The following is a 20575-nucleotide window of genomic DNA, read 5'->3' as shown; positions in this document are numbered from 1 at the left end:
TGAAGTTGAAGGGATACAGCAATTTCAATCCATCAAAGGTGGATTGGAGGGCATTGTGGTAGGCGAAGTGCTCACTTGTGTGCAACACCCCAACGCCGACCGTCTGAAAGTGACCATGGTAAACATTGGTTCAGGCGCACCTTTACAAATTGTCTGTGGTGCACCCAACGTAGCTGCCGGCCAAAAAGTACCTGTTGCTACTATTGGAACAACATTATACACTGCGGAAGGAGTAGCTTGGACCATTAAAAAAGGTAAGATTAGAGGCGAGGAAAGTCATGGAATGATCTGTTCAGAAGATGAATTAGGCCTTGGTACATCTCACGACGGAATTTTAGTGTTAGATAAGGACCTAACCGTTGGTACTTTAGTTTCTGAAATTTATGAAGTTGAAAATGATCAGGTCTTTGAAATTGGCCTTACGCCAAACAGAGCTGATGCCATGAGCCATTTTGGTACTGCGCGCGACCTCAAAGCTGGGCTTATGCAAAAAAATATGCACGTAGAATTGATTACACCCTCCGTAAGTGCTTTTAGAATTGATCAAGGGACTTTGAAAATTGATGTTGAAGTGATCAACAAAGAGTTGGCACCTCGATATTGTGGGGTTACCATCTCAGATTTGAAAGTTGGCACATCACCTACTTGGTTGCAGAACAGACTTAAAGCGATTGGGATCACACCTAAAAATAATATTGTTGACGTCACCAATTACGTTCTTCATGAACTCGGACAACCTCTGCACGCATTTGACGCCAATAGAATTGAAGGGCATAAAGTGATTGTAAAAACACTGCCAAAAGGAACGAAATTTAAAACGTTAGATGGTGTTGATCGCGAATTGCACGAAGAGGATCTCATGATTTGTGATGCCGTAAAACCCATGTGTCTTGCAGGGGTGTTTGGTGGTGAAAATTCAGGAGTTACAGAATACACCACAAGTATTTTCTTGGAAAGTGCCTATTTCAATCCTATAAGTGTTAGGAAATCTGCCAAAAGACACGGGTTAAACACAGATGCCTCATTTAGATTTGAACGCGGGGTTGATCCTAATATTACAGAATACGCCTTAAAACGTGCTGCCTTGTTAATTCAAGAAGTGGCTGGAGGCTATGTGACCAACAATCTTGTGGACATTTATCCTAAAAGAATAGAGGATTCTCCAGTACATTTTAGTTTTGCTAATGCCGAAAAACTAATCGGTGAAGAAATACCTAAAGATATTATCAAACGCATCCTGATGTCTTTAGATATCAGGGTCAATAATGTGACTGAAACCGGCTTGGGCTTAATGGTACCTGCCTATAGAAATGATGTGGTGCGTGAAGCCGATGTCATTGAAGAAATCTTGCGAGTTTACGGCTACAACAATATCAATTTTACCGAGAAATTAAATGCCTCCATCTCCCCGACGTCCCGTTTTGAAGATTTCAAACTTCAAAATGTGACGGGTAATCAATTGGCGGCCCAAGGGTTTTATGAAATCTTATCAAATTCCCTTACCACACCATCTTATGCAAATTTAAGTGCCAATTTAAAGGAAGAACAAAATGTGGTGATGTTAAATCCGTTGAGCCATGATTTAAGTGTGATGCGGCAAAGTTTATTGTTCTCAGGACTTGAAGCCATTAATAGAAATATCAACCGAAGACGTTCGGATTTAAAACTGTTTGAGTTTGGAAAAACATATCACAGCCATGGTGATAAGTACATTGAAAATAAACATTTAGCTCTTTTTGTCACTGGTAACAAGGATGCCGAACGCTGGAACACGCATCAAGAACCCAGTAATTTCTTTTATTTAAAAGGAATTATTACCGCCATTTTAGAACGCTTGGGACTGAAAGGACTTAAAGTGTCCCCTATTGAAAACGGCGTTTTTAGCGAAGGGATCAGTTTGCGAATTGGAAAAAAGACCTTAGTGGATTTTGGATTGGTCAATAAAAAAATTATGAAGCATTTTGATATTTCGCAAGATGTATTGTTTGCTGATTTTAATTGGGACAATGTCATTGATTTGGCCAAACACAATAGCGTCAACTTTAAGGAACTACCTAAATATCCAGCTACTAGACGTGATTTTGCGCTCTTGATAGATGATAACGTGACTTTTGAAGCCATTGACACCATCGCCAATCAAACTGAGAAGCGGTTACTAAAAAATGTCGATTTGTTTGATGTCTATCAAGGTGAAAAACTTCCAAAAGGAAAAAAGAGTTATGCGGTAAGCTTTAAGTTCCAAGATGAACACAGTACGCTCACGGATAAGCAAGTGGATAAGATCATGCAAAAATTACAATCTAATTTTGAAGAGCAACTAGGAGCGGAATTGAGATAGGATTTCAAAAATATCAAAACCAATTTCAGATATCAAACATTCGTTTTTAATCCGCCTTTTTGGCTATATTCAATGCATGCTTTTTGTCTGTCAATTGACTCCATGGGTTTTTGAGCATAATCTTGATTAAAAGTCGAATCAATCTTTTGAAAATTGGTCTTTAACACAATCAACGATAGCTTTTAATTTCATTATCTGAACTATCAAAAATATTATGTTTTAATTAGTAGACAATGCTTTAAATAATCCTTAATTTTAAAATTTCACAATAAACACACTATACTATGGCAATCATAACTTTTAAAGGCAACCAAGTAACAACATTTGGGGAGCTTCCAAAAATAGGAGGAGATGCTCCAAATTTTAGATTAACCGCAACCGATCTCTCTTCAAAATCACTGAACGATTATTTGGGCCATAATGTTATTTTAAACATTTTTCCAAGCGTTGACACCGGCGTTTGCGCACAATCTGTTAGAACATTCAACGAAAAGGCATCGCAACTGGAGAACACTAAAGTCCTAAATATTTCTAAGGATTTACCGTTTGCATTCGCCCGTTTTTGCGCTGCCGAAGGATTGGAGAACGTAGAAAGCCTTTCAGATTTTAGAGATGGTAACTTTGGAAAAAACTACGGACTGACCTTTATTGATGGTCCTTTAGAAGGGTTACATTCAAGATGTGTGGTGGTACTAAACGACAAAGCAGAGGTGATCTACACGGAGCAAGTTTCTGAAATAACTGAAGAACCTAATTACGAAGCCGCACTACAGTCGCTTTCATAGATTTCTTATGTCCGAAAAGAAAGATTCGTTCCTGATCAATCGCTTAAAAAGCATAGGTTGGGCATTTAGAGGTGCCCTAATTTTACTGCGAACGGAAGCGAGTATCAAAATTCAATTTGCCGTTGCAATTCTCGTGACCATAGCTGGATTTTACTTTGAAATCTCAATCACCGAATGGTTATTTCAAGTCACCATGATTGGATTGGTCATGAGTATTGAAGGACTAAACACCGCTATTGAGTTCATTGCAGACTTTATTCATCCGGAACGTCATGACAAAATTGGACGCATTAAAGATGTTGCGGCAGGAGCGGTTTTTATAGCGGCAATCTCAGCAGTTATAGTGGCTATCATCATTTATTATCCCAAGCTTTTTTAATACTAAATCCAATAGGATTAACGTTAGTAATTTGTATTTTTGTTTCCTTAGGGAAGCAGAATACCCCAATTTTTTTTAGTAATTTAATTAAAAATCAACAGATTTCCCTGGTTACGGAAAGTTAATAATGGCGAAGAAGAAAACCAAAGCTAAAAGCAGTACCACTACAAAAACTAATAAACCTTCCCGAAAATTCGGGTTCAAATTATCAAGTCAACAAAAATTAATTGTTGGTAGCTTGTTGATGATTCTTGGTGTTTTACTATTTATAGCTTTTCTCTCCTTCTTTTTTACGGGAAAGGCAGATCAGAGTACACTTACTGAAATAGGTTCCAGAGAAGTGGTTGCGGAAAATTGGCTTAATAAATTGGGCGCTTGGGTGAGCGACTTTTTTATTATGAGAGGTTTTGGGGTCTCCTCTTTCATTTTTGCCGGAATTATATTTCTTTCTGGCATTTATATCACCTTAGACATCAACAAAGCAAAACTTAGAAGTCACTGGATATGGGGAACGCTCATTGCTATTTGGCTTTCTATTTTCTTCGGATTTTTTACCCATAAATATGATGCTCTTGGTGGCACCATTGGGTTTGAAATGAATTCTTTTATTCAGGATTATATTGGAATTATTGGCACCGCTCTCCTCCTCTTATTTGGATTGATTATTTATGCCGCCATGCGATTTGAAGTAACGGGCGAATCGATTGTCAACGTATTCAAATCGGCTAAGCGTAGTTTTAATGAAGATTTTAAAAGTAGTCCTGCAACCGCATCAGAATCTTATGCTATTTTAGATAATGATTTAACTGCCGAAGCAGAAGCTATAAAGGCTGCTTTTGATTTAAAGCCTTCCAAACCTGATGTAGCAGTTACGAAGCCCAAACCTTCAGCACCTATTGCAAGTCCTAGTCTTAACATTGAAGTGCCACAAATAGTTCAACAGGAAGATGATTATGAGGATATAGAAGACGTGGCCATGGAAGTTGAGCAGGTGGTTGAAGAGGCTTCGGAAAGTGATAACCTGTCTGACAAGCTCGTGGCAGATTACGGGAAATTTGATCCTACGCTTGAACTGAGCAAATATCAGTTCCCAACATTAGACCTCTTAAAAAAATACGATTCTGAAGGCATTACCATTGATCAAGATGAGCTTGAAGAAAATAAGAACCGAATTGTTGAAACCTTAAACAATTACAATATTGGTATTAGCAATATTAAAGCGACCATTGGTCCTACGGTAACCTTATATGAAATTGTACCCAATGCTGGTGTTAGGATTTCTAAAATCAAAAACTTAGAAGATGACATCGCCTTATCTTTAGCGGCTTTGGGTATTCGGATTATTGCGCCAATCCCTGGAAAAGGGACCATTGGAATTGAGGTACCCAACAAAAACTCGACCATTGTTTCCATGCGTTCGGTGATTGCCTCACAAAAATTCCAAAAATCAGAAATGGAATTGCCAATTGCCTTTGGAAAAACCATCAGTAATGAAACCTTTGTAGTGGATTTGGCAAAAATGCCCCATTTATTGATGGCTGGAGCAACTGGTCAAGGTAAATCTGTAGGTTTAAATGCCGTATTGACCTCATTACTTTATAAAAAACACCCAGCGGAAGTCAAATTTGTACTGGTGGATCCTAAAAAAGTAGAGTTGACCTTGTTCAATAAAATTGAGCGCCATTACTTAGCCAAATTGCCGGATAGCGAAGAAGCCATCATTACAGATAATACCAAGGTCATCCATACCTTGAATTCTTTATGTATTGAAATGGATAATCGTTATGAGATGTTGAAAAATGCCTTATGCCGAAATATCAAGGAATACAATGATAAATTTAAGGCACGTAAATTAAATCCTAATGAAGGACATCAATTTTTACCCTACATTGTTTTGGTGGTGGATGAGTTTGCGGATCTCATCATGACCGCTGGTAAAGAGGTAGAAACGCCTATTGCCCGTTTGGCACAATTGGCCCGAGCCATTGGTATTCATTTGATCATTGCAACGCAAAGGCCTTCCGTAAACGTTATTACGGGAATCATCAAAGCGAATTTCCCTGCGAGAATTGCCTTTAGGGTGACCTCAAAAATAGATTCCAGAACAATTTTGGACAGTTCTGGAGCCGAACAGTTAATTGGACGTGGAGACATGCTCTATACCCAAGGAAATGAGTTGACCAGAATCCAATGTGCCTTTGTGGATACTCCAGAAGTTGAAATAATAACCGAATTTATTGGTGGCCAAAAAGGGTATCCAGACGCGTATCTTTTACCTGAATACGTTGGTGAAGAAAGTGGCACAAGTCTTGATGTAGATATCTCCGACAGAGATAAACTGTTTAGGGAAGCCGCTGAAGTCATTGTCACCGCACAGCAAGGATCGGCCTCCTTATTGCAAAGAAAACTAAAATTGGGTTATAACAGAGCCGGTAGATTGATTGATCAATTGGAAGCTGCGGGCATTGTTGGACAATTTGAAGGCAGTAAGGCAAGACAAGTACTTGTACCTGATCTTGTCGCTCTAGATCAACTTTTAGCCAATGAAGTATTATAGCTCTTGAAATGAAACTACAAATCCATTAACAGGATTAACAAAAAACTTAATAATGAAAAAATTATTTGTATTAGCCATAGTCTTATTATCGTTCTCAACATACGCACAAGATGCAGAGAAAGCAAAGACGCTATTAAATGAAGTGAATGCCAAGGTTAAAGGATACAACAACATCAGCATTGATTTTAAATACGTCCTAAAAAATACCACCGAGAACATTAACCAAGAAACACGCGGTGATGTGATCATTGAAGGCGAAAAATATTTATTGAATATTCTTGGCGTTACACGAATTTTTGACGGCAAGACACTTTACACCATAAGTCCTGAAGATGAAGAAGTGACCATTTCAAAAAATAATACCGAAGACGAGAACACAATTACACCTAGTAAAATGTTGTCGTTTTACCAAAACGGCTACAATTACGCCATGGATATCGTTCAAAATATCAACGGCCGAAAAATTCAGTACGTAAAGCTGACCCCCATCGATAGCAATTCTGAAATAAAACAAGTATTATTGGGTATTGATGCGCAGACCAAACATATTTACAATCTTATAGAAATAGGCAAAAACGGGACCCAAACCACCTTAACTGTAAATAGTTTCAAAACTAATGAGCCTATTTCAAAAACCTTATTTACTTTTGATGCTAATAAATACAAAGGCTATTACATCAATAAGCTCGATTAGATAAGGCATCAATTTTATGAAAATACTGGATAGGTACATACTTAAGACCTACTTGAAAACTTTTTTGAGCGTGTTTGTTATACTCATGCTCATTTTTGTTTTACAGGCTATCTGGTTGTACATTGCTGAGTTGGCAGGAAAGGATTTGGATATTGATACAATACTAAAATTCCTCCTCTATATCACCCCTACACTTATCCCGTTAATATTACCGCTTACCATTTTGTTGGTGTCTATTATGGTTTTTGGGACCTTGGCCGAAAACTATGAGTTTGCAGCCATGAAATCTACAGGCATCTCATTGCAGCGCGCTATGAGAGGTTTAAGTGTTTTCATTGTTTTTCTTTCTATAACAACATTTCTTTTTGCGAACAATGTCATTCCATGGGCTGAATATAACGCCTACAATTTGAGGAGAAATATTGCAAAGCTCAAACCTCAAATGGCCATTGCCGAAGGTCAGTTTAATGAAATAGGCAGTTTCAATATTAAGGTAGAGAAAAAAAGCGGCGATCGTGGTCAGTATTTATCGAAAGTGCTCATGCACCAGTTCAAAAATAATCGTCCAGGTAATCATACCGTTATTATTGCCGAATCAGGAGAATTGATCAGCAGTCCGTCGTCAAATATTCTGCAACTGGTTTTATTTAATGGCAACTACTATGAAGAAATCTACACGAAGGATCCAAAGGAAGTCCACAAAAAACCACATGCCAAAAGTTATTTTGACACCTATACCATGAATATAGATCTCGAAGCTTTGAACGATGTGGATTTAGCAGAAAAAAGCTATACTGACAGATATAACATGCTTGATGTTGGAGACTTGAACTACACCATTGACAGTCTCTATAAAAACAAGTCAAATGAATACAAGGTGCTTGCCGAAACGCTGTACAGCAGAACCTCAGTAAACAGTCTAAATAATAATATAACACCGGAAACGGACACCATTTATAAAGGGAATGTTCTCGATCTTTTTGAAACCAAAGGAAAATTGCAACTGGTGAATTTATCGTTAAACACGATCAGCAGCACGACGCAAATTATAAATACAAAAGAACAATTTTTAGAGGTTGCAGACAAAAACCTTAAAAAGCATGTGATTGCCCTTCACGAAAAGTACGTTTTGGGCTTTGCTTGTTTTATCCTCTTTTTTGTTGGCGCACCATTGGGAGCTTTGATTAGAAAAGGAGGGATTGGTTTACCCTTGGTTGTTGCCATTCTTTTGTTCCTTACCTATCATTTTATAGGGATTTTCGCAAAAAACAGTTCAGAAGATGGGACCTTAAACCCTATTTTGGCTACTTGGCTTTCCACATTGATCATGTTGCCATTGGGCATCTATTTGACCTCTCGTGCCACCAACGACAAAGGACTCTTTGATTTTGACAGCTATCTCAACCCGATCAAGAAATTCTTGAATCTTCGTCCTAAAAATTCCGTGATGATTGATGGTGTGTTGGTGCAATACAGTTTTTTAAACGATTATAATAACGAAAAACTGATCAGTATCATCAAGAATCATGAAGACCTCAATTTTGATAAAAGCATCAAGCCTTTCGCATTAAATCAGTTATTGATCCGCAATCAGTCTTTTGAAGATCTTCAAAAACAAGGGATTATTATAAATGATGCCTATATCACATCAAAAAAGGAAGCCACGGATGCAATAGACTATTCGAAGTTTGCTTTTATTTTCTATACCCTCGGCGTTATACTCCTTCTTTTACATTTTGTTTTCAAAAACAATAATTTTCCTGAATATACTTCGGCGGCATTAGACCTAACCATTATTTCCTTTATCATTTATTTACTTTATTATAGTGTGACTTGGATCAAGGCTAATGTTTTCTACAAACATATTGGATTCAAATCAAAAGGAATAGACCTCTTATTAATGTTAATTGCCTTTCCTTTTTATGGTGTTTCCCACTTTTTATTGAAGAACAAAATCAAGGAAGACTTGGACAAAAGTTGCATCCTAAATGTAAAATAAGCCATATCTTTGCATATAATTTTAAAAAAAAATGACAACAAGTACCTATATGCCAACCATAACGTTAAATACCATTGAAGAGGCCATTGCGGATATTAAGAATGGGAAAGTTATTATTGTTGTTGACGATGCCGATAGAGAAAATGAAGGCGATTTTGTAGCTGCAGCAGAAATGGTAACTCCAGAAATGATCAATTTTATGGCCACACATGGCAGGGGGTTAATTTGCACGCCACTTACAGAAAAAAGATGTAAGGAGCTGGAACTAAATCCAATGGTTCACAATAACACCGATCCTATGGAAACTGCCTTTACAGTTTCAGTCGATTTGCGTGGCAATGGCGTGACTACCGGAATTTCTGCAAGTGATAGAGCAAAAACAGTTCAAGCTTTGATCAATCCAGACACCAAACCTTTTGAATTGGGACGCCCGGGACATATTTTTCCCTTAGTGGCTAAACAAGGTGGCGTATTAAGACGTACCGGACATACCGAAGCTGCAATCGATTTTGCACGTTTAGCAGGTCTGCAGCCCGCCGGCGTGATTGTGGAAATCATGAATGATGATGGCACCATGGCACGACTGCCAGAGTTAATGAAGGTAGCCAAAAAATTTGACGTCAAAATTGTTTCTATCGAAGACTTGGTCGCTTATAGAATGCAACATGACTCTTTAATTGAAAAGAAGGAAGATTTCGAAATTGTGACCCGTTTTGGCAAATTCAGATTAAGAGCCTATCAACAAACCACCAATAATCAAGTGCATATAGCATTGACCAAGGGCGCTTGGAAAACCAACGAGCCTGTTTTGACCAGAGTCAACTCTACACTAGTCAATAATGATATTTTGGGGACGCTCACCAATAACGCCGATAAGAAATTGGACGATATGTTCAAGTTGATCAATGATGAAGGCAAGGGCGCTATTCTCTTTATCAATCAGCAACATCAATCTACCGATTTACTCAACCGATTAAAAACCTTAAAAGAAGAACAAAATCATTCAGATGTCATCAAGGCACCAGCTATTGCCATGGACAATAGAGATTTTGGAATTGGCGCACAAATCCTGCACGACCTCAACATCCATAAATTATTGTTGATGTCCAATAGTGAACATACCAAACGTGTTGGTATTATTGGTTATGGTCTGGAAATTGTAGATCATGTGAATTATTAAGCGTGACTAAGAATTAAGACAGTTAGATAAGCTCAGTAACCTCCGTGGTAATTTAAAGATTGACTAAAAAACTTAATTAACATCACTGACCTCAAGATAAAATTTAGATAGATTTTTGCTTTTTAAAATAGAAAAAGGATTTAGAACAACCGCTCTAAGTCCTTTTTTAATTTTAGCAATAATATGTGTTTTGATCTTATCTTATGACATTTTCGTCACTTACACTATTTATTGAAAGTTTTTTATGATGCCTTCAATGCTGAAGTTATTGCTTTAACCATAGCTTCTGCACGTGATTTCACCTCGTGCTCTGTCCAAGATAATTTGATCAAGCAGGACAGATTGCGTCCAATGAAATGATCCGATTGCTCAAAAGTTTTTGTCTGAAGATATTTGAGACCTGTTTTCACTTCTTCTGAAACTGGGTATAATGTCTTTAGACTCTTTAAATGACCCCACTTCCGAATGTAATGCCAGTTATTGTCATAATAATGAAAACAGCCATCCACACCTGCTTCTTTTAGGTTTTTTGAAGCCCTTCTTGCAATTTCCAAATCGGGAAGGAAAAAGTTCAAAAAGGCATAACTTTCTTCCCCGCCATCGGGAACCGTTCTAAAAGTGATTTCTGGAATTCCAGAAAGTGCATCTCTGAGTACTGTATAGTTTTTTTGTTGAATGGCCAAAAATTCTGGCAAGCGTCTCACTTGTGCTAATCCTACAGCTGCATGAAGTTCTGAAATTCTAAAATTATAGCCCATAAATGGATGATCCTCGGCACCTCTATCATTCCCGATGTGATCATGGCCATGATCAGAATATTGATCGGCATGAATATAGTACTGCTTATTGTCAGTTATGACCGCGCCACCTTCCCCGCAAGTAATGGTTTTAACAAAATCGAATGAAAAACAGCCCAAATCACCAATACTGCCCAAAGGTTTCCCTTTATAAGTACCCCCGATCGCTTGACATGCGTCTTCTATCAAAATCAAATGATGTGCATCGCAAATTTTCTGCAGGGCATCCATATCGCCCATACTTCCGCACATATGGACCACCATTATAGCTTTAGTTTTAGGTGAAATTGCTTTTTCAACAGCTATCGGATCCAAAGTTAAAGTATCATCAATATCCACTAAAACAGGAATGGCACCCATCATCATAATCGCTTCAAAACTGGCTACGAACGTAAAAGATGGCATAATAACCTCATCTCCTGCTCCAATTCCCGCTACCGCTAAAGCAACGGATACCGCCGCAGTGCCACTGGATACCAATTGCACATGATTGGTTTTGAAAGCCGATTGCAATTCAGATTCCAGTTCCTTTGCCTTCCAATGGCCATTGCGCATGCCGTCAAAACCGTAGCGCATCAGCACCCCGTTTTCCAATACGTCATTCACTTCCTTACGTTCCGCATTTCCAAATAATTCAAATCCTGGCATAACTATCGATTAATTCATAAATAAAGAAATCAAAATTACAATATATATGTTCAAGCAAAAAGTGAATGTTATGAATTAACGGTTTGAAATTTTTGTTTAAAAACCGCCCGAGACCTTAAGATTTTGTATATTTAAATTGAAACAATCAATCTGATCATGAAAAAATCGTACATATTATTCGTTTTATTCTCATCTTTTATGTTAACCTATTGCGGATCTAGCAAAAATGTCGTAATGACTGATCCTTATATCGGAGCTTGGAGTCTATTGATAGAAGACACACCCCAAGGGAATGTATCCGCCACAATGACGATTACCAAAACCACCGAAGGTGCTTATTCTGGGACTGTCAATTCTGACGTGGGTGCATTTAATCTGTATGATGTAAAAATCATAGACCGTAGACTTACAGCGGGGTTTATGGTTCAGGGTGCCGAGTTTGATATTATCGGTAATTTTGAAAACTCGCTTTTTAAAGGCTATGTCTCAGGAATGGGAGACGATTATCAGGCGAATGGAACTAAGATCCTTGAGTAAGCACCTTATTAATACGCTTTCAATGGGTGTTTTACATTTCAATGATACTCTGTTCTAACTCTTTTCTCACTTTTTTAAAACTTGAAAACATATCATCTTCTGCTCGATACCCCACGGGCAATAACAAAGTGGATTTGAGATGTTTCTCATCAAGTTTTAAAATCTCATCAAACTTTGTGCGGTCAAAACCTTCCATAGGACAGGAATCGATGCGCTCAACGGCACAAACTGTCATTAAGTTGCCAATGGCAATATAAACTTGCCTAATTGACCATTCCTGCTGTTCTTCCAAGCTCATGTTTTCCATGATGGATTTCAAATTATTTCTATAAGGTTCGAGAATGGTTTCTGGGGTTTGTCTTAATTGGCTGACATTATCAAACAAATCGTCCACATCATCTTCCTTGATGGTTTTTTTGACGCAAAGCACCAATAAATGCGAAGCATCAACAATTTGCCTTTGATTATAGGCGGCTCCCAACAATTGATTTCTCAAGTCTTGGTCCTTAACAATGACCAAAGAAATGGTCTGCAACCCAAAAGATGTTGCCGTCAGATTAAAAGCCTGCTTAAGCGTATGCAGCTTGTCTGAGGTAAGAATTTTATTAGGATCAAATTTTTTGGTGGCATAACGCCATTTTAAACTCTTTATAATGCCCATGAGTATTGGTTTCAGATTGCTGCAAAAATAAGGGTTGCGGAGGTTAATTTTAAGGCATTTCCATAAATTAATTCAATGGTGGGTTTTATTTTTTAAAAAGTTGTCATTTTACTTGAAAGAAATAAAAAAGGGTTCTATATTTGCACCCGCATTCAGGGCATACCTGATGAGACCAACAACTGGAGAAATGGCAGAGCGGTCGAATGCGGCAGTCTTGAAAACTGTTGAGGGTCATACCTCCGGGGGTTCGAATCCCTCTTTCTCCGCAAGGAATGCATCAAATTCCATCAAAAGCCGATAAACACTATGTTTATCGGCTTTTTGCATTTTCCACATTATTAAATTAAACCATTTTAAATCAAATAAAAGGTGCGTGATTCGGTGCGTATTTTTCGAATTATTATTACGCACCGAATCAAACCATTAATCTCTGTTAAACAACAACTTAGAGGCAATATAAGTTTTTATTTTCGGATAACTTTTATTACTTTTAAGCTTCATAAAAAATACGCACCTATGCAATCTTCCTTATCCATTATATTTTATCCTAGAGGAAATGATGTAGATAAACATGGTAATGCCCCCATATATGCACGTATCACCGTGAACGGAAAACGTAGTGAATTTAGTATTCGCCGAAAAGTAGCATTGGATAAATGGAGTTCGGAAGGAGGAAAAATTAGAGGAAACTCAGTGGAGGCTCGCGAATTTAATAGGTACTTAACTGAAATCCAAAGTAAAGTATACAGAATTCAACAGGAATTGTCGCAAAATGGTGATCTGGTTACAGCAATTAAAATTAAAAATTGTTATTTTGGAAAAGAGAAGGTTCATAAAATGTTACTGGAAATTTTTCAAGAACATAATGATAGAGTAGAGAAATTGGTTGGTAGGGATTTTGCACCTGGTACATTAGAACGCTATAAGACAGCTAAAAAACACATTGCAAATTACATTTTACAAGAATATAAAATAAAAGATATTCCTGTCAAAGAAGTCGACCATCAATTTATTAGCGGATTTGAATATTATCTCAAAACAACTAGAAATTGTGCACATAATTCTGCAATAAAGTATATTACCAATTTTAAAAAAATAATTCGAATTGCACACGCTAATGTTTGGATTGATAAAGATCCTTTCCTTCATTGGAAGGCAAAACTTAAAATAGTTGATAGAGAATTTTTAACTGAGAAGGAACTCCAAATTCTCGTAGAAAAAGAATTTGAAATTGATAGATTAAATCAAGTCAAGGACATCTTTGTTTTCTGCTGTTTTACTGGATTAGCATACGCGGATGTTAAAAAACTGGCCAACAACAATCTGGTTCTTGGTGTTACTGGTGAACGTTGGATAAAAATTAATAGATCCAAAACTGATACAAGAAGCAATATCCCTATTTTATCAATTCCGGAAGCCATTATAGAAAAATATAAAGCAAAGTCAGACTACTTGGATACCGAATACATCCTCCCTGTATTGAGCAATCAAAAAATGAATGCGTATATAAAAGAAATCGCCGACCTATGTGGTATTCAAAAAAATCTTACTTTCCATTTGGCCCGCCATACATTCGCAACGACTGTAACCTTAACCAATGGTGTACCCATGGAATCCGTGAGTAAAATGCTAGGTCATAAATCAATTAAGACCACACAGCATTATGCGAAAATAATCGATAAGAAAGTTAGTGATGACATGAAGTCACTTAAGGACAAATTACTCAAATATTCTAATCAATAAATGGATAAAATTAAATCTTGAGGTTTTACATTTATTCAAAAATATTCATAGTTATAACTACTGACATTGTATGACGCCATGAAAATTTTTAGTTTAGATGTCAAGCAGATTATGTATGCCACTTATAGGGCCAATATTTTGACAATGCATCATTGCAAACGGACATGTATATTCTCGCACTTCAGAATGATGAGGGCTCAAAAAAAATAAAAAAGTTTATAAAAAGGTAAATCTATCTTTTTAGGGACTATCTCCCTAAATAAGAACTTCTAAAATTGCAAGGGTTGGGCTTTGTTAAGACTGACCCTTTATGATTTCACGTTCGGAACTAATGTAATAGTGAAGATGATTTTATTAATAATTGCTCAACGCGAATACATAAAAACTCGTTTGTACATTGAGCCTGATAGATCAGTTCATAGTTACATTGCCAATTTATAGACCCAATAGTTGAGGGTTATATTTAAATCTCCTTTGAGTCCGATAAAAAACTGAATACCCAACCTTTAGAAATTCATATGCGTTGCTTTTTAGAATTTTAAAACCTATGTTTATACCTTAAAAACCAAATTGTTATGATAAATAAAAGACCAAAGGAATTAAAATAGACCCAATAAGACTAGAGATCGCACGTAGAAATTCCGAGTTTGAAATTTTATCACCAATAAAACCAAAGGATAAAATATAGTCAATGGGTAGAATGAATGCTTAATTTGTGAAGTTCATCCTGTAAACTCGGTTGTTAACAGTGTTTAATTAAAAATCGCAAATGTCATCCGTCATAAACACTCAAGGCATAACACCAATATTAAATTATTCAGCCTGAAACGACCGATTATTAAATAAGCCATCTGGGGAGTTCATTTCATTATAAATATTATTTATCATAACTGTTGAGAGATTCTTAGCCAAACCATTATTTGAGATTTCATAGATATTTGTATAAATGATACTCAACCACTAGTCTCCCATCCGCTTCTTTTTCTTCTTTTTCAACTTGTTCAGCCAAATTATAGTTCCTGTGACAGGTAAACTAGTGGCAATTAAACAAGCCAAGAAATAGATGGTTTTTGAGAATGAACCAAAAATATCCCCAGTGTGAAGTGGTTTTATTACTGCTGCTAATTTTTGATTTAAAGGTTTTTCATCAAAATATTCTACGTTTAAAACAGTTCCTGTGGTATCCAAAAATAGCTTATCTGAAGTAGAAGGCGACCAATTGTCGTCGTTGTACTTTCTAAAACTGTAATAATCGTCTTTTGGGGTCGGAAATGTTACCGAAAGTTCTCCGGGATAATTTAAATTAGTATTCGCTATTTTGATAGCTATATCATAGGATATCGTCGTAGCATCCGGTTTATTTTCTAATTGAAATTCGGGACTTGACCTGTCAAATATTTTAGTTCCCATGATGTATCCCAAACCCTCTCTATATGATTCAAAAGACCAACACAGTCCCGTTATGGCCATTATAAGCAAAAATATGGAGGCGTAAAAACCTAAAGCATTATGTAAATCATGATTGATTCGCTTCCAATTTGCATTTGTTTTTATTTTGAGTCCTTGCTTAATATTTCTCCATTTCATTTTCTTAGGAAACCATAGCAAGATTCCAGAAATAGATAATAGCAAAAATATAATCGTTGCAACGCCGACAATAGGTCCTCCTATGTTAGTGTCCAACAACAGCCACCTGTGCAGCTTAAACATAGTTAACATAAAGTCATCCGCTTTTGTTTTTTCTGTTTGGTGAATAGCTCTGTTATAAGGATTTACCAGGACTCTACTCCCGCGTTGTTCCTTTACGTCTTTTTTAACCAAAAACGTATAGGCTTTGTTTTCGTCATTGGGCATTGTTACTCCTGTTACATAAAAACCGTTTGAAGTCTCTAATTCTTTTACTAAACTGGACATTGTTTGTTTTTTACCCTTAGCTTCTACTATAAAGGCTTCCGCAAAGAAGTCCTTTATCTCCTGTTCAAACACTAAGACGGTACCCGTAAAACAAACAATAAATAGTATGATCCCGCTAGCCAACCCTAACCATAGATGCACGTCGTTTATAAATTTTCTAAAACTGTATTTTTTATTATTCTTCATATAGAAAGTGAGTTAAATACAAAGTGCAATCCCCTCGGTTGCACTTTGTAATACTAAATTGATTAAAAGGAATAACTCAAGACTCCTGCAAAATTTCGAGGATCAGTTTGGTTGATATAACTTGTTCTATATGCATTATAACCTATCTTATTAAAGACGTTATTGAGTAAAAACCTGAGGTTCCAATGTGAATCAATTCTGTAGGCAATCTGTGTATTCACTTGGGTGTATGCCTTAACATTAAAAGGTTTTTGGTTAGGTACAATCCCTTCGTGCGTTATGGCTCCAGAACTCCAATCGTTTATTGGACGTTCACCAGTGAAATAGATTCCGCCACCAATTGACATACCATCCAATTTCTCCTTAAAACTATAATTGGCATAAGCATTAAAGGTATGCTTTGGTGTGTTTAATGGCGCCGATCCATACACATACGAGGTGTGTTCTTTATATTGCGCATCTATATAAGAATAACCTGTAATGACCTCCAGATTATTCAATGGACGTCCGGTTAACTCTACTTCTATTCCTTTTCGCTCATCATTTCCTCCCTTTTCGTAATAACCCGTAGCCACCCAGTTTTCGTCGTACACAGGTAAATTGATGTCTTTATTATTAATCTTAAAGAAGGTCAAGTTGAAGCGCAACCTATTATTCAGCCAATGGGTTTTGATTCCAGTTTCGAACTGATCGAAACGTTCATTCCCCAATTCCTTTCCATCAACATCCAAACGCGTTGCTGTTCTTGGATAGGAACTATTGGTGTAGGATGCAAATACATTTAGATTTTCAATTGGCGTAATAATAACACCACCCAACGGATTAAACGCATCACTTTGCGTCGTTTCTGTAGCGGTTATTGCTTGCGTTTTACTGTAACGCGCACCTAAAAATGTTTTTAAGTAGTGATTAAAAGTAATCACATCTTGCGCTACAAAACCTATAGCTTTGGACTTTGCCCCTAAAACGGTAGCATCGGAGAAATTTAGATCATTCGGTAAGCTATGGGTATTTGAAGTAAATACATCTACTATATCTGCATGTGAAATACTCATTGAGGATGTACTGTAATTTGTGGTACGATAATCGAAACCTACTTGGAAGGAATGTGAAATCCCTCCAGTCTTAATTTTGTCCCCTATTAAATCAAATTGTATTACATTATTATTATCCTTTCTGGTCGAAACGGAATAGCCTCGATGTCTTTGGTTATAGATAGGTTCGCCTACGGCATTCTTCACTACACTCCCCAAACTGGCCCCTTTGTCATCTAAATCTAAATTGGATTTGTAAAAAGCACCGTTCAGACTTAACTTATCATTTAGCTTTCTTTTAAATCTTAGCGCATAGGTTGCATTTGAAGTTAAGGACTTATCGGTTTCAAAGCCTAAAAATCGATTATGAGGGAGATCGTAAATTTTATTTTCATCATTTTCTCCAAGGTTCACTGTACCAACATCTGGAGTTCTGCTGTCTTCAAAATAATCCATTTCAACAGTAAAGGTGGTTTTATCATCTGGCTTCCATTCTAAGGACGGATTAATATAAAATCGGTCTGAAGACACCATGTCCCTATAACTGTCTGAACGCTCAAGAGCGGTGTTTACCCGGAATGCAACCGTATGGTTATTTACCAATGGACCATAAACGTCAAGGGTTGTTCTTGCTTGGCCATAACTTCCTACCCTTAATCCTGCATTTCCGCCCAAAACATATTTCGGGGTTTTTGTCACAATATTAATAATACCACCAGGACTACCTATATCTGTTGCCACACCTTGTGTGATTGAAGCCGCACCTTTGAGCACCTGAATATTATCCACACCTTGCATATCCGTCAAAATGCCGGTCCCTCTAAAATCAGAATGAACGCGAACCCCATTCTTCAAGATAGGTATGCCTCTAAATCCGCGGGATGACATACTTTCTCTTTTATTGCCATAGGTTGCAAAAGTGTAAACTCCTGGAACATTTTTGGTGGCGTCAGAAATTGTTAGATTCCCTTGTTGCGCTATTAGCTTATCTGAAATAATAGAGATGCTCTGTATTTGCTCATAAGGAGACAATGGCAAACGTGTCAAGGCTTCTATTTTATCTGGATGTTTAAAACGACTACCAAATATTTCTACTTCTTCCAATTGAGAGTCATCCACTAATTGAAACGATAATTTGATGTGGTCGTTATCCTTGATTGTCATTGTTTTTACTGCGGATTTATAGCCAACGAATGACACTCTTATTTTATAGTTTCCAGGTTTCAAATTATCCAACTCATAATTGCCGTTTTCGTCAGCAGATGTCCCCTTCGTTGAGTTTTCGACGACTATTGAAGCAAACGGAATACCTTCTTGGTTTTGGTTAGTAACAGTACCAGTGATTTTTGATTGTGCAGAGGACAATTGTATTGCCAGTAGCATGAAAAGACTTATATATTTGATCATAGTTATTTAGAATTGTTGATAAAAAATGTTTTGTTTTAATAAAATTGTTTTAGACATATTCATATTACATGGCTTTTATAATTAGTTGTTTAAATGTTCATTTATAAAATATTTTAAGTCCAATCAGTTACATCTTTCAAGACCTTTGTCAGCCATAGATTCCGAGAACCACTCCGATTCATTGGACAATACCTTATTGGAGACTTTTTGCATGATCCTAATCATTTTTTGCTATCTTATTCTTATTTAGACTAAGTTTAAATTATATTTACGCAAAAATAGGAAGGACCTATAAACGATATTTAATAGAAGTGGAAACCTTTTTAATAAAATTGGAATATTTTACCGACATCAATAAAGGGCATGGTGTGCCTCAGCAATCAATTAAAAGACGCTTAACAATTGAGTCAGGTTGGCTGGAAGAACATAAGGTTAAGATTGTTAACACGGAAATGAGATGTTCTAAATGCTCAAAGAACCTATCCAGAAATTTTTTACTCTTAGATGTATCAATAGAATTCGAACCCGAATGTGATTATTGTTTCAAGGTGGATGGGGATTGCATCATAATGGAATTCATATTTGCGTGCGCAAGGAGCGGATTGGGAAGCCAAGAAAAAGAAATATTTCCGACGAACACCCACAACGTTCATTTTTCCCCATCATTGGATCAAAAATTCAGAATCCCAGAGGTTAACCCATCAGATATGATCGTGATTATCCTTTCACTTGATTTATATTTCAGACTGATCCCAAAGAATTCAGGCTTACTTAAAAAATTTTCGGACAGTATTCAATTAGGAAAAAGCTGTAGTCTTTTTGAATCTTACGTTACATTTACCACATGGATCCAATCTGTTCTCAACGATATTGAGAAATGCAATTATGTAGGTGAACTTAAACGTCTTTACCTTGAAAATAAAATTCAAGAATTGCTGCTGTTGCATTTCGATCTTTATCAGCAATATCATTTAAACTCCCAATCCCCAAAAATCTCCAATGAAAATTTCGAAAAATTGAAAGAAGCCAAAAGCTTTCTTGACACCAATTTTGTTAATGCGCCAAGTTTATCAGAATTATCGAAAATGATTTATTTAAATGATTATGCCCTAAAAAAAGAATTTAAGATCTGTTTTGGAACGACAGTTAAACAATACATCATAAGCCTGAGAATGAAGTATGCCATGGATCTCATTAAAGAGGGAAAATATTCCATTACAGAGATCGCCCATAACTGCGGTTACAATGGCTTGATTCAGTTTTCTACAGCTTTTAAAAAGTTTTATGGAAAACCACCTACAAGTTTATCGCGATTGACATAATTAAATAAACCATGGTATCGTTTATATAATTTTTACGGGGTTTTTATTGCCATCAATTGCAACAAACGTAAACTCACCAGAAACAGCCTTTTCCCTAGAACTGGTGTACATTTTTTTTGTGACTCCAAAAGTTTAATAGTATAACCGCCTCTGCCAAATGGGTAGTAATTCCTTTCTGCCCAATTCTCACCGATGGCGATATTGTAAATCGTTCTAATAGCAATCATATAATTAACAACGGTTCGATGTTTTAGTGCAAACAACGGGCATAGTATACCACCTCCAGCGGATTAAACTGAGCATAGCACAGCGGGTGAAAGTGAACCACCTTGAGCGGATGAAAGTGAACCACTAAAAATCGATTCTATTTGTACAGCTTTAAATATCTTTTTAG

At 36.7% G+C, this 20575-nt stretch carries 14 protein-coding genes, 1 tRNA gene and 1 pseudogene; 11 read left to right on the top strand and 5 right to left on the bottom strand.

Going from position 1 to position 20575, the window contains the following annotated elements:
• From pheT to ribB, 7 genes are all read left to right on the top strand, one after another.
• The coding region (pheT, locus tag VLZ86_RS02915) for a phenylalanine--tRNA ligase subunit beta (RefSeq protein ID WP_325448543.1) at positions 1 to 2338 on the top strand (2338 nt) is incomplete at its 5' end.
• Positions 2339 to 2622: 284 nt separating this feature from the next.
• The gene (gene tpx / locus VLZ86_RS02910) at positions 2623 to 3123 is read left to right on the top strand and encodes a thiol peroxidase (protein WP_325448541.1); all 501 of its coding nucleotides are present in this window, start codon (positions 2623 to 2625) and stop codon (positions 3121 to 3123) included.
• 7 nt (positions 3124 to 3130) lie between these two features.
• The gene (locus tag VLZ86_RS02905) at positions 3131 to 3502 is read left to right on the top strand and encodes a diacylglycerol kinase family protein (RefSeq protein WP_325448539.1); all 372 of its coding nucleotides are present in this window, start codon (positions 3131 to 3133) and stop codon (positions 3500 to 3502) included.
• Positions 3503 to 3629: 127 nt separating this feature from the next.
• On the top strand, positions 3630 to 6059 hold the full coding sequence (locus VLZ86_RS02900; RefSeq protein WP_325448537.1) for a DNA translocase FtsK: 2430 nt from the start codon (positions 3630 to 3632) through the stop codon (positions 6057 to 6059).
• A 52-nt stretch (positions 6060 to 6111) separates the two neighbouring features.
• Complete coding sequence (locus VLZ86_RS02895) at positions 6112 to 6753, top strand: outer membrane lipoprotein carrier protein LolA (RefSeq protein WP_325448535.1); 642 nt, start codon at positions 6112 to 6114, stop codon at positions 6751 to 6753.
• A gap of 16 nt (positions 6754 to 6769) precedes the next feature.
• Positions 6770 to 8752 (top strand): LptF/LptG family permease, encoded by a 1983-nt coding sequence (locus VLZ86_RS02890; protein WP_325448533.1) that lies wholly within the window; start codon positions 6770 to 6772, stop codon positions 8750 to 8752.
• A 31-nt stretch (positions 8753 to 8783) separates the two neighbouring features.
• Positions 8784 to 9932, top strand: coding sequence for a 3,4-dihydroxy-2-butanone-4-phosphate synthase (ribB, locus tag VLZ86_RS02885; RefSeq protein WP_325448531.1), 1149 nt, complete (start codon positions 8784 to 8786; stop codon positions 9930 to 9932).
• 242 nt (positions 9933 to 10174) lie between these two features.
• Here ribB and VLZ86_RS02880 read toward each other — a convergent pair whose 3' ends face one another.
• Positions 10175 to 11377, bottom strand: coding sequence for a DegT/DnrJ/EryC1/StrS family aminotransferase (locus VLZ86_RS02880; RefSeq protein ID WP_325448529.1), 1203 nt, complete (start codon positions 11375 to 11377; stop codon positions 10175 to 10177).
• Between the two features lie 234 nt (positions 11378 to 11611).
• Here VLZ86_RS02880 and VLZ86_RS02875 point away from each other — a divergent pair, with 234 nt between their 5' ends.
• Positions 11612 to 11914: a hypothetical protein gene (locus VLZ86_RS02875; protein ID WP_325448527.1), complete on the top strand. Its 303-nt coding sequence runs from the start codon at positions 11612 to 11614 to the stop codon at positions 11912 to 11914.
• A gap of 31 nt (positions 11915 to 11945) precedes the next feature.
• On the opposite strand, the gene VLZ86_RS02870 is transcribed toward VLZ86_RS02875, so the two are convergent.
• Positions 11946 to 12575: an NAD(P)H-dependent oxidoreductase gene (locus tag VLZ86_RS02870; protein ID WP_325448525.1), complete on the bottom strand. Its 630-nt coding sequence runs from the start codon at positions 12573 to 12575 to the stop codon at positions 11946 to 11948.
• Positions 12576 to 12756: 181 nt separating this feature from the next.
• On the opposite strand from VLZ86_RS02870, the gene VLZ86_RS02865 reads away from it, so the two are divergent.
• Together VLZ86_RS02865 and VLZ86_RS02860 are read left to right on the top strand one after the other, a co-directional pair.
• Positions 12757 to 12841: transfer RNA gene (locus tag VLZ86_RS02865), tRNA-Ser, on the top strand.
• 250 nt (positions 12842 to 13091) lie between these two features.
• A complete protein-coding gene (locus VLZ86_RS02860; RefSeq protein WP_325448523.1) occupies positions 13092 to 14318 on the top strand; it encodes a site-specific integrase in 1227 nt (408 codons plus the stop codon).
• Between the two features lie 960 nt (positions 14319 to 15278).
• Here the strand turns inward: VLZ86_RS02860 and VLZ86_RS02855 are convergent.
• Together VLZ86_RS02855 and VLZ86_RS02850 are read right to left on the bottom strand one after the other, a co-directional pair.
• Positions 15279 to 16418, bottom strand: a complete 1140-nt coding sequence (locus VLZ86_RS02855) for a PepSY-associated TM helix domain-containing protein (protein WP_325448521.1) — start codon at positions 16416 to 16418, stop codon at positions 15279 to 15281.
• Positions 16419 to 16480: 62 nt separating this feature from the next.
• Positions 16481 to 18835, bottom strand: a complete 2355-nt coding sequence (locus VLZ86_RS02850) for a TonB-dependent siderophore receptor (protein ID WP_325448519.1) — start codon at positions 18833 to 18835, stop codon at positions 16481 to 16483.
• A gap of 593 nt (positions 18836 to 19428) precedes the next feature.
• On the opposite strand from VLZ86_RS02850, the gene VLZ86_RS02845 reads away from it, so the two are divergent.
• Positions 19429 to 20181, top strand: coding sequence for an AraC family transcriptional regulator (locus VLZ86_RS02845; RefSeq protein WP_325448517.1), 753 nt, complete (start codon positions 19429 to 19431; stop codon positions 20179 to 20181).
• A gap of 21 nt (positions 20182 to 20202) precedes the next feature.
• Here the strand turns inward: VLZ86_RS02845 and VLZ86_RS02840 are convergent.
• A pseudogene (locus VLZ86_RS02840) lies at positions 20203 to 20298 on the bottom strand (acyl-CoA thioesterase); the annotation flags it as partial.
• Between the last annotated feature and the right edge of the window lie 277 nt (positions 20299 to 20575).

The sequence above is a fragment of the Gelidibacter sp. genome (assembly GCF_035515035.1).
In the GTDB taxonomy this organism is placed as follows: Bacteria; Bacteroidota; Bacteroidia; order Flavobacteriales; family Flavobacteriaceae; genus Gelidibacter.
This window is presented reverse-complemented; position numbering and strand designations above follow the sequence as displayed.